Source organism: Paenibacillus sp. D2_2 (assembly GCF_031199965.1).
Lineage (GTDB): Bacteria > Bacillota > Bacilli > Paenibacillales > Paenibacillaceae > Fontibacillus.
Map to the genome: position 1 here is coordinate 5048106 of NZ_CP133605.1, position 14395 is coordinate 5062500.

At 47.8% G+C, this 14395-nt stretch carries 8 protein-coding genes, 2 rRNA genes and 2 pseudogenes (1 of these 12 running past the window's edge); all 12 read right to left on the reverse strand.

Going from position 1 to position 14395, the window contains the following annotated elements; genetic code table 11:
- Positions 1–65: 65 nt before the first annotated feature.
- Positions 66–1130 carry a protein-arginine kinase McsB gene (locus tag RE628_RS25970; protein WP_309156185.1) on the reverse strand — a complete coding sequence of 355 codons (1065 nt, stop codon included), beginning with the start codon at positions 1128–1130 and terminating at the stop codon, positions 66–68.
- A gap of 13 nt (positions 1131–1143) precedes the next feature.
- Positions 1144–1668 (reverse strand): protein-arginine kinase activator protein McsA, encoded by a 525-nt coding sequence (locus tag RE628_RS25975; RefSeq protein ID WP_309156187.1) that lies wholly within the window; start codon positions 1666–1668, stop codon positions 1144–1146.
- Positions 1669–1699: 31 nt separating this feature from the next.
- Complete coding sequence (locus RE628_RS25980; RefSeq protein ID WP_309156189.1) at positions 1700–2158, reverse strand: CtsR family transcriptional regulator; 459 nt, start codon at positions 2156–2158, stop codon at positions 1700–1702.
- Between the two features lie 315 nt (positions 2159–2473).
- Entirely contained in the window at positions 2474–3691 is a 1218-nt protein-coding gene (locus RE628_RS25985; protein ID WP_309156191.1) for a response regulator, read from the reverse strand.
- 4 nt (positions 3692–3695) lie between these two features.
- Positions 3696–5096, reverse strand: a complete 1401-nt coding sequence (locus RE628_RS25990) for a sensor histidine kinase (protein ID WP_309156193.1) — start codon at positions 5094–5096, stop codon at positions 3696–3698.
- A gap of 32 nt (positions 5097–5128) precedes the next feature.
- Entirely contained in the window at positions 5129–5518 is a 390-nt protein-coding gene (locus RE628_RS25995) for a hypothetical protein (protein WP_309156196.1), read from the reverse strand.
- Between the two features lie 38 nt (positions 5519–5556).
- Entirely contained in the window at positions 5557–6564 is a 1008-nt protein-coding gene (locus tag RE628_RS26000; protein WP_309156199.1) for a substrate-binding domain-containing protein, read from the reverse strand.
- 164 nt (positions 6565–6728) lie between these two features.
- A complete protein-coding gene (gene mmsB / locus RE628_RS26005) occupies positions 6729–7895 on the reverse strand; it encodes a multiple monosaccharide ABC transporter permease (protein ID WP_309159575.1) in 1167 nt (388 codons plus the stop codon).
- A 9-nt stretch (positions 7896–7904) separates the two neighbouring features.
- Positions 7905–9430, reverse strand: a pseudogene (gene mmsA / locus RE628_RS26010) (multiple monosaccharide ABC transporter ATP-binding protein); the annotation flags it as partial.
- Positions 9431–9687: 257 nt separating this feature from the next.
- Positions 9688–10769 (reverse strand): annotated as a pseudogene (gene chvE, locus RE628_RS26015) (multiple monosaccharide ABC transporter substrate-binding protein).
- A gap of 836 nt (positions 10770–11605) precedes the next feature.
- A 5S ribosomal RNA gene (gene rrf, locus RE628_RS26020) occupies positions 11606–11722 on the reverse strand.
- A 101-nt stretch (positions 11723–11823) separates the two neighbouring features.
- Positions 11824–14395, reverse strand: a 23S ribosomal RNA gene (locus RE628_RS26025) (it continues 354 nt past the right edge of the window).

Here is a 14395-nt window from a genome sequence, read left to right on the forward strand (position 1 = left end):
CTCCGCTCCTCAGGCCCTAACTTCATCCAACCTTCTCGGTGCTGAAAACCGTCTTTACACAAACTTTATTGCACATTATCCTTCAAATGCTCGCGAATCACCTTGGCGCGGTATATATCCCGCTCTCCCGGCGACATATTTCCTCCATGCTTCTTCTGCAGAAAGCCCGGCTGTGTCATGACGTTCAATTCATTTAAAGCATGGAATGGTACCTTCACGAAACCAAGATCCACACCAAGTCGAACGTCCGACAGACGTTGCGCTGCTTCCTTCGAATCGATTACTTCGGAATAGGATAATATCCCATATGAACGCATTATACGATCCATAATACGAATTCGCGAGTCAGAAAGCAATTTTTCTCTGGCAGCTTTTTCATGTTCAATAATTTGTACTACGACACCATATAAGTTGTCAATAATCTCGGTTTCGCTCTGTCCGAGCGTAATCTGATTAGAGATCTGGAACAGGTTACCGACAGTCTCGCTACCTTCACCATAAATCCCGCGCACAGCCAGACCGACCTGAGTCACTGCTGACAGAATTCGCCCGATCTGATTCGTAAGAGCCAGCGCAGGCAGATGGATCATAACGGATGCCCTGAGTCCAGTACCGACATTCGTCGGACAACTAGTCAAGTAACCTCGCCGATCATCAAAAGCATAATCGACATGATCCTCAAAAATATCGTCAACAGCAGATGCTTTCTCCCAGGCCTCCTTAACCTGTAGCCCCGGATATAGACATTGAATCCTCAAGTGATCCTCTTCATTCACCATGATACTTAAGCTCTCATCATCGCTAATGAATGCTGCGCCATTCCTTGATTCAGTAACCAGGCTCGGACTGATCAGATGCTTCTCTACCAAAACCTGCTTATCCAGATCATCAAGATCGTCTAGTTCAATCGGATGAAGCTGTCCGAACGGCTGCATTCGTTCATCATTCAGCACCTGTTCAAACCCATTTAATACCTCCTCCGACTGCTGATTCGTAGCCAATATAGGAAAAGGATATTCAATCAGATTGCGGGCGATCCGCACCCGGGTGCTAATTACGATATTCGATTCATTTCCGTCACGATTCATCCACTCGCTAAGCGGTTGCTCTGTAAATTGAAGATTTCCCACTCTTGATTCCTCCTTACTCTGCGGAGATGTTCTTCTCGAGTTCACGGATCTGATCGCGCAGCGCCGCTGCTTCTTCGAACTGTTCGTGAAGAACCCGGTATTGCAGCTCACGGCGGAGATCATCTAGCTTACGCTTCATATGGATATGTCCGCCGACCCGTCTCGGTACCTTGCCGGCATGTGTCGTATTGCCATGGACTCTCCTTAATAGAGGATCCAGACGATCGTTGAAGTATTTATAGCAAGAGCTGCATCCGAACCGCCCCAGCTTACTGAATTGAGAATAGGTCAACCCACATTTCTCACAGCGCAGGTTCTCCGCTGGCTTGACGCCTGAGGCCTGGCCCGATGCTGCAGGACTGAAATCAATCAGACCAGACAACAAGTTATGAATCGAGAAGCCTCCCGCCGTTCCGGGAATCAGTTCTCCCTTCTCACGGGCACAGGCTTCACAAATATGAAACTCCGTCTTCTCTCCATTCACGATCTTCGTGAAATGAAGCGTAGCTGGACGTTTACCGCATTCTTGACATTGCATATCGGAATCCCTCCCTAACTGGATAGACTCATCAACCTAACAAAGAGATCAGCATCGCCTTCATCATCTGCGCCCGGATCTGATCCCGGTACGGCAGCTTCACCATTAATACTTCCCGGGATATGGCCGCCTTCATAAGCGCTGCTTCCCTTCGGGTTAGGAACCGAGACTCCTCCAATTGATAGATAAGTCCCTCTGCCGCCGTCTGACCCATTTCATCTCCAATCGTATGCTGTAGATGAGTATGCAGACTAGTTGAACCGGGGAGCTCAATGCGCCGGATTCGAATATAGCCTCCTCCTCCGCGCTTACTCTCCACTAGATAACCCTTCTCCAGCGTGAAGCGCGTGCTGATGACATAGTTAATCTGAGATGGAACACAGGAAAACTTGTCTGCCAGATCATTGCGCTGTATCTCTACAGCTCCTTCTGGGCTCTCCTGCAAAATACACTTAAGGTGCTTCTCGATAATATCGGAAATATTACGCATCACCCATCCTCCATTGCTCATTACTCCAACATACAGCTAACTTGGATAACCCATATACCTATTATTAACCGTATTCGGTTTGAATATCGGAGGGTGCTTCCAATTTAATACCAGAGGCTTTAGAGGTAGTTCAACCTCACTTTAGAACAACTAGCTGTATGTTGACTTTGACTTTCTTTGACTTTGATTTAATTATAGCACATTTTTCGAATTTGCCAATGGGGTGCTGGGCGGGATCATGTTAAAAAAGAACACTCCAATATGAAGTGTCCTTCGTATATAAGAATCTGGAATTTTTGGATTCCCCTGCGTCTGCTACCCCTCGAGGAAGCTCTTCCGGTAAAGATTCGGTGGCATGCCAACGACCTTCTTAAAGGAGGTGCTAAAATAATGCTGGGAATCGTACCCTGTCTTCTCCGCGATCTCATGCATCGTCAACTTAGTTCCTACTATCAGGCGGATCGCCATAGTCGTTCGAACATGGGTTAACATGCCAATAAAGGACTGACCAGACTCCTGCTTAAAAATACGACTCAGATATACGGACGATACACCCAGCTCATCTGCCACTGCCTCTAATGTTAACTCAGGATCGCTGTATTGCTGCTCGATCATTTCCCGCGCCCTTCTGACGAAATCGGACATACGTGCTTCCCGGTTAACTGCTGACTTGGCTGCTGTGTACAGCTCTGACAGATTCAAATGTTCTTCGTTCAGTTGGAAGCTGACGAGCACATCCAAATCCAAATATTTCTCGCACGCTTCGGCAATGCGGAGGCCGATCATATTGTTCCGGCTGCCCCAGACTAATATAACGATCATCCCTGTCTGATCACGGAAATGGACGTAATCCTCAGCATCGCTCGTCTCCCCGATTAATTCCTCGATCACATTCTCGATTGCGAACAACAAGAGCTGCCGATCCTTCTCAGACATGAACGCCTTCCCCTTAGACTGCTCCGGCCAGCGGACAACTCCGACCATATCGGGCAATCGCTCCGGCATTTGCAGGAAGGCCAGCTGTCCTGCGATCTCATCCTCGCCCACATCACCTTCAATCCACTCCAAGCAAAAGCGCTCCCTAAGCAGCGACACATTCTTGTCGAGCTGCTTAGAGGCGATATCGAGTATTTTCTCATTGGTGGACTCTACGTCCAGCTTCCGAGAGACGCCCGCTAGCACCTCCATTAATTGCCCTGGATTAACCGGCTTTAGAATATAGTCGTCTACACTGAGCTTAATCGCTCTCTTGGCATAGGCGAATTCGTCATGCCCGGTAATTATGATTACTTTACAACCGGGAAGGCGATCGCGTAACTCGCTGATCAGTGTCAAGCCATCCATAATCGGCATACTTAGATCCACGATTAGGATATTTACCTGCTCCTGCAGTGCAAGCTCCAGTGCTTCTTCTCCGTCCTCCGCCTCAGCGACGACCTGTAGATTTAGTCTGTCCCAATCTATGGAGCTTCTGATTCCCTCCCGAATAATAAACTCATCATCAGCTATTATGACCTTCCACTTCTGTTTCATCGCTCTACTCCTCCCGGTGCATGATAGGATGACGAATCGTTACGATCGTCCCTTTCTTCCATTGGCTATCAATCGATATTCCATAAGGCTCCCCATAGCTAAGACGAATCCGTTCCTGCACATTTCTAAGCCCATAGCTCTTAAGAGGACCACTCTCTTCCTCACCTCTCTCCTGCGGCGTAGGCTGCGTGTAATCGGCCTTACCGACTTGATCAAGCTGTGTACGCAGCAATTTCAGCTTATCTTCAGTCATGCCGTTACCGTCATCTTCAATCGTAATGACAACTATGTCCTTATCTGCAGACGCGCGGATCGATATGAAGCCCGGACCACGTCGTTCCTTAATGCCGTGATAGATGGCATTTTCCACAACAGGCTGTAGAATCAGCTTGATTACGAACAGATTCATCAAGTCTGGATCAATATCTATACTGTAGTTCAGCTTGTCTTTATAGCGAGTCTTCTGAATCATCAGGTAGCTACGGATATGCTCGAATTCATCAGCGAGCGGGATAATCTCCTTCCCTCGGCTTAGCCCAATCCGGAACAGTCGCGATAAAGACTCAACCACTTCAGTCGCCTCGTAGGCCCCGTCTTTTCTGGCCAGCCATTGGATCGTATCCAGCGTATTATAGAGAAAATGGGGCTGGATGTGAGCCTGCAAACTGCGCAGCTCCGCCTCCCGCTTCAAGCGCTGCTCCTCATTGACCTGCCGTAACAAACGCTTGATCTGTGCAAGCATCTGGTTAAAGCTCTTACCGAGCATTCCGATTTCATCTCGGCGTTTGCCGTTATAGCGGATGCTCATATTACCGTTCTCAACTTTATGCATGAATGACGACAGCTGGATAATTGGACGTGAGATGGAATAGGACAAATAATAAGATGCCGCGATTCCCAGCAGACTGACGAGAAATACGAAAGAGACGATATACAGATTGATCTCGTTGATCCCTTGAATTCTCTCCTGCATCGGAAACACACCAACCGTAGTCCAGCCCGTAAAAGATGACTTCTGAAATAGAATCTGCATCGGCTTGCCATCTATTTTTTCCGTAAAATCCCCCGCATTATCTATTAAGATCCGTTCCCGGTCAAGCTGATCGACGATGGAATTCTTAGGCGCATAGAGCGCATCCCCCTTGTCATCTATCACGATGAGATACCCCGACTTGCCTAACCTAACATCACGGACCACTTCAGCGATTAACCGCGCTTTGAAATCGATCAGCACGACACCCTGCACGGCCTGAGTCTCCGGATCAAGCACTGCACGGACAAAAGATACGACTTCCTCATCCTTGTAATTGGCGTGGCTCGTTACATTTCTTTTGACCGGATGCCCAACAAGCTTGAAGATCCCCTTCGCCTTTACCGCTTCTTGATACCAGTTCTCTTCCGTCAAATTCCGGCTGGTGCGCGCATACATCTCGTTGCTTAAATATTCCCCTTATTGTTAACAACCATAATTCCAGCAATCTCGGAATGAAGTGTCGTGAAGCCCTGAAGGAATTTCAGCGTGTTATAGCGCTCCTGTTCTCCAGGGAAGGCTGCAGCGCCTCTAGTAAAGAATTCACCTATCTCTGGGTTAAAGGTAATCAGATAGGATACGTTCTGCATATTACTGGCGTGATAATCGAGTGACTTATCTACATTGCCGATCAACTGGGAAGTCTGCCCGTTGACCTGCTCTTCAATCGTGTAACTGGTTGCCCATGAGATCAAGAGCCCAAGGCACAGAGCTGGAAATATGCTGATCAGTAGAATATGCAAAATGAGTTTGTCGCGAATCGACCAGTTATCGAATTGCAGCCATTTGGTTCGCATGCTTATTCCCCTCCCAATCCCAAACGACAATGATGCAGTTATTTAGCATAGAAATGTTCGACATTGGATTTGGTTACGACCGAGATCCCCGTATCCACATAGGTCGGGAGCGGAGGAACCTGAGCTTCCTGCCAATCTGCAACTGGCTCAACCAGCGAATTGTTCAAATGGAACAACTGCATGAGCGACCAATAACCCATATTCCACGTGCCTTGAGCCATTGTCGCGGATATAACACCTTTCTTGATCAAATCCAATGTGCCTTTATTGGTATCGAAGCTGATCACCTGGATATCGCTCCGATTGTTATTGATAAGCGCGTTACCCACACCGATACCTCCAACGGCTTCCGTGACAAAGATTCCTTTCAGGTCCGGATATTTTAGCAATAATTCCTCTGTCTTGTTCTCGGAGACGACCTGATCCCCTTTATCCTCAACCACCCCTACCACTTTAAGATGGGAATGTTGTCCCTTGATTGTCTCCATGAACCCGTTGACGCGCTGCTGTTGGTTCAATTGATTTTGTTGGGTGAGAATAGCGATGGTTCCCGTCTCACCAATCAGCTCATTCATCTTATGGGCCGCCACGACCCCCGCATTGAAATTGTCCGTACTAAGGAAGGAATAGGCTTTGCTATTAGGAACATTAGAATCGAATAGTACAACAGGTATGCCTGAAGAAACTGCTTTATCGATTACGTTAATCAGCGCCTCAGAGTTAATCGCTGAAACAGCAATCCCGGCAGGCTTCTTGGCAATGACCTGTTCGAGCACGGTGACCTCCTCATGCTCGTCATATTGAGTAGCTCCCCGATACTCTACAGTCACGCCCAATGCTTCCGCCGCATCCTCGAAGCCCTTCAGTGTATTTTTCCAGTATTCGTTACCGGTTAGATAGTTCACCATCACATACTTCTCATCCGATTTCCCCCGAAGGCCAACGGTTGATTCCATCGGGTCGGTTGCCCCACGAGTATATGCCGAGTATAAGTAGATCAGGAACAGACTGATAAGCACAACATATAGAATAACTAGTTTCTTCAATACTTCCCCCTCCGGTGATATCAAGGTAGTCAATTCTAAGGACGGCTTGCCCCTTTCAATTATACTTCGGTAGAAATAAAGCGCTATCTTTTTTGCAAAAGAGAAACACCGCACCCTCAATCAGGTCAATGATCGCGGTACGGTGATATCCCTATATGCGTCGGTTATGCCGCCGTTTTATTTTTGTTATAAATATCGAAGGCTACGGCCAATAGCAAAACGAGGCCCTTGATTCCTTGCTGATAATCGATGCCAAGTCCGATCAGCGACATTCCGTTGTTCATCACGCCCATGACGAGGCCGCCAATCATTGCGCCAATCACCGTACCAACGCCGCCTGATGCTGATGCACCGCCGATAAAGCAGGCCGCAATCGCATCAAGTTCAAAGTTTACACCCGCCTTAGGGGTAGCTACATTCAAGCGAGCGGTGAAGATTAGCCCAGCAAGAGCAGCCATAACGCCCATATTAACGAATACCCAGAAGGTCATCTTCTTCGTCTTAACACCCGACAGCCTAGCTGCCTTCTCATTGCCACCGACCGCATAAATATGTCGGCCCATCACCGTCTTGCGCATAATGAAGGTGTATAACATGACCAAAGCGAACAGGATAACAAGCACATTCGGGATCCCGTTATATGCGGATAATACGAAGGTGAATAAATTGATAATGATCACAATAAAGGTAACTTTAGCGATAAATAAAGGCATGGACAGCACTTCAAATTTATATCGTGACTGCGTAATTCGACCTCTCCACTCCATAAAGATGTACAGCAATGATAACACAGCGCCAAGAAGCAGAGTCAGCATATGAACATTCCAGTTACCGGGAATATCCGGGATGAAACCCGAGCTGATATTTCGGAATCCGGTCGGGAATGGACCGATGGATTGGCCGCCGAGCACCAGCATCGTAAGACCACGGAACAGCAGCATCCCCGCCAAGGTGACGATAAAAGACGGAATGCCGACCATGGCTACCCAGAAGCCCTGCCATGCCCCAATCAGCGCTCCCAACAACAAGCACAGCAGCATAGCAAGCGGGAATGACATGTGGTAATTGACCATCATGACTGCCGCCATAGCCCCAATAAACGCTGCAATCGAACCGACGGACAGGTCGATATGCCCCGTTATGATCACTAACAGCATACCGATAACGAGGATCAGAATGTAGCTGTTCTGCAGTACAAGGTTCGTAATATTCAGAGGCTTAAGCAAAGTACCGTCCGACAAAATCTGAAATAGTCCCATAATCAGCACAAGGACCAGAAACATTCCATATTGCCGTATGTTGTTACGCAGCAGTTTAGTTATGGTGCTCATCTTCGATCTTCCCCTACTCTTGGTCATCAATCTCATCAATGCTTCCTGCGTTGCATTTTCTCTTGCGATCTCCCCTGTAAATCTTCCTTCATTCATCACATAGATTCGGTCACACATGCCGAGCAGCTCTGGCAATTCGGAAGATATCATCAGAATGCCTTTACCGGAATCGGCAAGCTCGTTGATAATCGAGTAAATTTCATATTTGGCGCCGACATCAATTCCCCGCGTAGGTTCATCCAGAATGAGCAAGTCAGGCCCAGAGAATATCCACTTGCTGAGCACTACTTTCTGTTGATTGCCCCCACTGAGATTTCCGGTCTTCTGTAGAATGCTGGGTGCCTTTATGTTCAATTTCTTGCGAAAATCTTCAGCCACGATGACTTCCTGGTTATCATTAATGACGAACCATTTAGAGATCTTGTTCATCGCCGCCAGCGTCGTATTGCGCTTGATATCATCATTTAGAATCAGACCGTACTCTTTACGGTCCTCTGTCACATAAGCGATCCCATTTTCGATAGCTTGGGTAATGTTCTTCAAGTGAAGCTGCTTCCCGTCTTTACGGATCTGGCCACTAATGCGACGTCCATACGATTGCCCGAACAGGCTCATCGCTAGCTCTGTCCTTCCTGAACCCATCAACCCAGCGATACCCACGATCTCGCCACGACGCACTTCAAAGTTGCAGTCATCGATCACTTTGTGATCGGCGAGCACGGGGTGGTACACGTTCCAATTTTTCACCTCGAAAAATAGATCCCCAGCTTCGGCGTATGCTCCGGATAGCGATTCGTAAGCTCACGGCCTACCATCCCTTTGATGATCCGCTCTTCTGTCACGTTATCCTTCTTCATATCTAATGTCTCTATCGATTTACCATCCCGCAGAATTGTGATCGAATCGGCCACTCTCGTAATCTCATTCAGTTTATGAGAGATCAGTACCGAGGTAATTCCTTGCTTCTTAAATCCGAGCAGCAGGTTCAACAGATTCTCGCTGTCATCTTCATTCAGCGCTGCCGTTGGCTCATCCAGGATAAGCAATTTCACCTGTTTGGATAGTGCTTTTGCGATCTCCACCAGCTGCTGCTTCCCGACTCCAATCTCTGCGATTGGCGTATTCGGCGATTCCTTCAGACCTACGAGCTGCAGTAGCTCTCGCGTTTTAACAATCGTCTCGTTCCAGTTGATAACGCCTTTTCGAGTCTGCTCATTGCCGAGGAATATATTTTCCGCAATCGTTAATTGAGGAACTAGAGCCAACTCCTGATGGATGATAACGATCCCTTTGTTCTCGCTTTGCTTAATATCTTTAAATTCGCAGACTTCGTCTTTGAATAAAATGTCGCCCTCATAAGTGCCATGCGGATATACCCCGCTTAATACCTTCATCAGCGTTGACTTACCAGCGCCATTCTCACCGATCAGCGCATGTATCTCACCCTCTTGCACACGGAGGTTTACATTCTCCAGTGCTTTAACGCCCGGGAAAGTCTTCGTAATCTTCCTCATTTCCAAAATTGCTGCCGTCAATGATGCTGCACCCCGCTTTCGGAAATCTCGTTATAAATGATTTAGCGACAGCCATGAGTATGGCCGCCACTAAATCGTCTGTTCAAAAATTCTAGTTTTCAGCACCGAGAAGGTTGGATGAAGCTAGGGTCTGAGGAGCGGAGCGTACGTAGTTTGTACGTGAGCACCGGAAGACCCGGGTGAATTCAAGATTCGATGCCGATCTAGCTTCCTGATTTACTTCGTGATCAAAAGTGGACTTTTTGAACTACCTTGAACTATTTCAATTGATCTTCGGTGTAGTAGCCAGAATCAATTAAGATCTTTTTATAGTTGTCTTTGTCTACAATAACTGGCTCCAACAGATAGGAAGGAACGACCTTCTCGCCGTTGTCATACGTCGTTGTATCGTTGACTTCTGCTTGTTCGCCTTTCATGATACTCTGCACCATAGTGACTACCTTCTTAGCTAGTGCACGTGTATCTTTAAAGACGGTTGATGTCTGCTCACCAGCGATGATTGATTTTACAGAGGCAAGCTCTGCATCTTGACCGGTTAGAATAGGCATTGGCTTACTCGCTGAACCGTAGCCTACACCCTTCAAGGAAGAAATAACCCCTATGGCAATCGCATCATTCGGTGCCAAAACAGCATCTACCTTAGCATCCGCGTAGTTCGCACTCAGCAAATTATCCATCCGTGCTTGGGCTGTAGCACCATCCCAGCGCATCGTAGCAATTTTATCCATTGTGGTTTGACCACTTCTAACGACCAGCTTGCCGTTATCGATATATGGCTGCAGTACGGACATTGCTCCGTCATAGAAGAAGTAAGCATTGTTATCGTCTGGCGAGCCCCGAACAACTCGATATTGAACGGCCCTTTGCCATCTTTCAATCCTAATTTATCTTCAATATAAGATGCTTGCAGCACACCTACTTTAAAATTGTCAAAGGTAGCATAGAAGCTTACATGCTTGCTTTTCTTAATCAGACGGTCATAAGCAATAACATCGATATTTGCTTCCGCTGCTTTATCCAATACATCTGTCAACGCTTCTCCATCGATCGGAGCGATGACAATAACTTTTACACCTTTGGTAATCATGTTCTCGATCTGGGATACCTGATTCTCGATAACGTCTTCTGCGTACTGCAAGTCAACTCCGTATCCGATAGACTCGAACTCTTTCTTCATATTCGCGCCATCGGCCACCCAGCGCTCCAATGTCTTGGATGGCATCGAAATCCCGATCGTCCCGTTCTTTCCGCTGCTAGCCTTACTATCTCCGCCATTTCCGCATGCGGCTAAAACCAAAATTAAAGCGGTTACAATAAGCAACGATAAACCCTTTCTCATCAGTTGATACGCCCCTTTTCCATCGCTATTTGGTATTCATACCTCTATCTTACGGAATGTCACCGCGCAGGTCTTTTGACGTATTCAACTTCTTTTTATAAAAATTCAAAGTAAATGCCGGGAATTGGGTAAGGTTCGACTGTAGGGAGGGAATGTAATAGATCTAGCACTCATAATATTGCGAAAAAGGAATAGATTAAGAGTAAAATGATAAAAAGATGCAAAAATGCATCTTTTTATTGAGAAAACCACTGAATTTATTCAAATAATTGCAAAATTGCAGGAATTTCGAAGAATTATCTGCATTTTCAGTCCTTCAGTAGTAAAAAACTGTATTTTTGCAGGCATTGTGCTCTACGATCTGTTTGTCAAACAAAAAAACTGCACTTTTGCAGGAATTGTTCCTCACTAGTAACTGAAATTAGCTTTTCGAACACCTTATCTCCGATTCAAACCAATTTGTCGGGGCTGCTGATACAGTTTCATTACTTGTACGGAATTGGTATGCAATATCTGTGGATTATTAATATATCAACTAGATATGCTTTCTACGTTACTGTGGATAATAAATTTATATTGGAGTTCGTCTTGCTTTATTTATGTGGATAGAAATATATATATCTGATATATCAACTGAATATGTGTATAAGGCTGTGTATAGTTGATGCTGATTAATATATTTTTTGTCGATTGCGGTGAATATCTGAAGTATACAGAAGATAATGTGAACAACTGTGTACAATTTGAGGATAACCTATGATAAATGATGATCCCCTTGGACAGTTATCCACTTGGGGATAAAAAACCACCACCGATAATCGGTAGTGGTTCTTATTGCTTGGCGGCTTCCTACTCTCCCAGGACCCTTCGGTCCAAGTACCATCGGCGCTAGAGGGCTTAACGGTCGTGTTCGGGATGGGTACGCGTGGAACCCCTCCGCCATCGCCACCAAACGGGATTTTGTGCTCGCTACTATCAGTAACTTGCTTCAAAATCGTTCAGATGTTTGATCACCTGAAAACTGGATACGAAACTTCATTTTGCGTTTTAATAATTGGATAAGCCCTCGACCGATTAGTACCTGTCAGCTCCATACATTGCTGCACTTCCACCTCAGGCCTATCAACCTCGTCGTCTTCAAGGGGTCTTACTAATTGGGAAATCTCATCTTGAGGGGGCTTCACGCTTAGATGCTTTCAGCGCTTATCCCTTCCGCACTTAGCTACCCAGCTATGCTCCTGGCGGAACAACTGGTACACCAGCGGTGCGTCCATCCCGGTCCTCTCGTACTAAGGACAGCTCCTCTCAAATTTCCTACGCCCACGACAGATAGGGACCGAACTGTCTCACGACGTTCTGAACCCAGCTCGCGTACCGCTTTAATGGGCGAACAGCCCAACCCTTGGGACCTACTTCAGCCCCAGGATGCGATGAGCCGACATCGAGGTGCCAAACCTCCCCGTCGATGTGGACTCTTGGGGGAGATAAGCCTGTTATCCCCAGGGTAGCTTTTATCCGTTGAGCGATGGCCCTTCCATGCGGTACCACCGGATCACTAAGCCCGACTTTCGTCCCTGCTCGACTTGTCAGTCTCGCAGTCAAGCTCCCTTTTGCCTTTGCACTCTTCGAATGATTTCCAACCATTCTGAGGGAACCTTGGGGCGCCTCCGTTACTCTTTAGGAGGCGACCGCCCCAGTCAAACTGCCCGCCTGACACTGTCCCCGTACCGGATTACGGTACCAGGTTAGAACTCCAATACGATCAGGGTGGTATCCCAACGGCGCCTCCACCGAAGCTGGCGCTCCGGCTTCCTAGGCTCCCACCTATCCTGTACAAATCGTATCAAAGTCCAATATCAAGCTGCAGTAAAGCTCCATGGGGTCTTTCCGTCTTGTCGCGGGTAACCTGCATCTTCACAGGTATTAAAATTTCACCGGATCTCTCGTTGAGACAGCGCCCAAGTCGTTACGCCATTCGTGCGGGTCAGAATTTACCTGACAAGGAATTTCGCTACCTTAGGACCGTTATAGTTACGGCCGCCGTTTACTGGGGCTTCGGTTCATAGCTTCGGGTTACCCCTAACCACTCCCCTTAACCTTCCAGCACCGGGCAGGCGTCAGCCCGTATACTTCGCCTTGCGGCTTCGCACAGACCTGTGTTTTTGCTAAACAGTCGCTTGGGCCTTTTCACTGCGGCCCCCTCGTGCTATTCACACTACCGGGCACCCCTTCTCCCGAAGTTACGGGGTCATTTTGCCGAGTTCCTTAACGAGAGTTCTTCCGCGCGCCTTAGAATTCTCTTCTCGCCTACCTGTGTCGGTTTGCGGTACGGGCACCTTCACCTGGCTAGAGGCTTTTCTTGGCAGTGTGAGATCATGACCTTCGGTACTATAAATTTTCCCTCCCCATCACAGCCCAGCCTTACGATGTGCGGATTTGCCTACACATCAGCCTCACTGCTTGGACGAGCATCCATCAGCTCGCGTCACTACCCTCCTGCGTCACCCCATTGCTCATAACGGCTTACGGTGGTACAGGAATTTCAACCTGTTGTCCTTCGATTACGCCTTTCGGCCTCACCTTAGGTCCCGACTTACCCTGAGCGGACGAACCTTCCTCAGGAAACCTTGGGCTTTCGGCGGATCAGATTCTCACTGATCTTTTCGTTACTCATACCGGCATTCTCACTTGTATGCAGTCCACCAGTCCTTCCGGTCCAACTTCAATCCGCATACAACGCTCCCCTACCCCTGATACATAGTATCAAGCCATAGCTTCGGTGGTGTGTTTAGCCCCGTTACATTTTCGGCGCAGAGTCACTCGACCAGTGAGCTATTACGCACTCTTTAAATGGTGGCTGCTTCTAAGCCAACATCCTGGTTGTCTGTGCAACTCCACATCCTTTCCCACTTAACACACACTTGGGGACCTTAGCTGATGGTCTGGGCTGTTTCCCTTTTGACAATGGATCTTAGCACTCACTGTCTGACTCCCGGTTAATCAGTCTATGGCATTCGGAGTTTGACTGAGCTTGGTAACCCTTGGCGGGCCCCGCACCCAATCAGTGCTCTACCTCCACGACTGTCCCACCGAGGCTAGCCCTAAAGCTATTTCGGGGAGAACCAGCTATCTCCGAGTTCGATTGGAATTTCTCCGCTACCCCCACCTCATCCCCGCACTTTTCAACGTACGTGGGTTCGGGCCTCCAGTGCGTGTTACCGCACCTTCACCCTGGACAGGGGTAGATCACACGGTTTCGGGTCTACGCCTACAAACTTAGTCGCCCTATTCAGACTCGCTTTCGCTGCGGCTCCGGCTTCTCACCTTAACCTTGCTTGCAAACGTAACTCGCCGGTTCATTCTACAAAAGGCACGCCATCATCCATATAGAGGACTCTGACTTCTTGTAAGCACACGGTTTCAGGATCTATTTCACTCCCCTTCCGGGGTGCTTTTCACCTTTCCCTCACGGTACTGCTTCACTATCGGTCACTAGGGAGTATTTAGCCTTGGCAGATGGTCCTGCCGGATTCATACGGGGTTTCACGTGCCCCGCACTACTCAGGATCCGTCTCGGAGGGATTAGAATTTCGGTTACAGGGCTTTTACCTCTTCTAGCGGGCCTT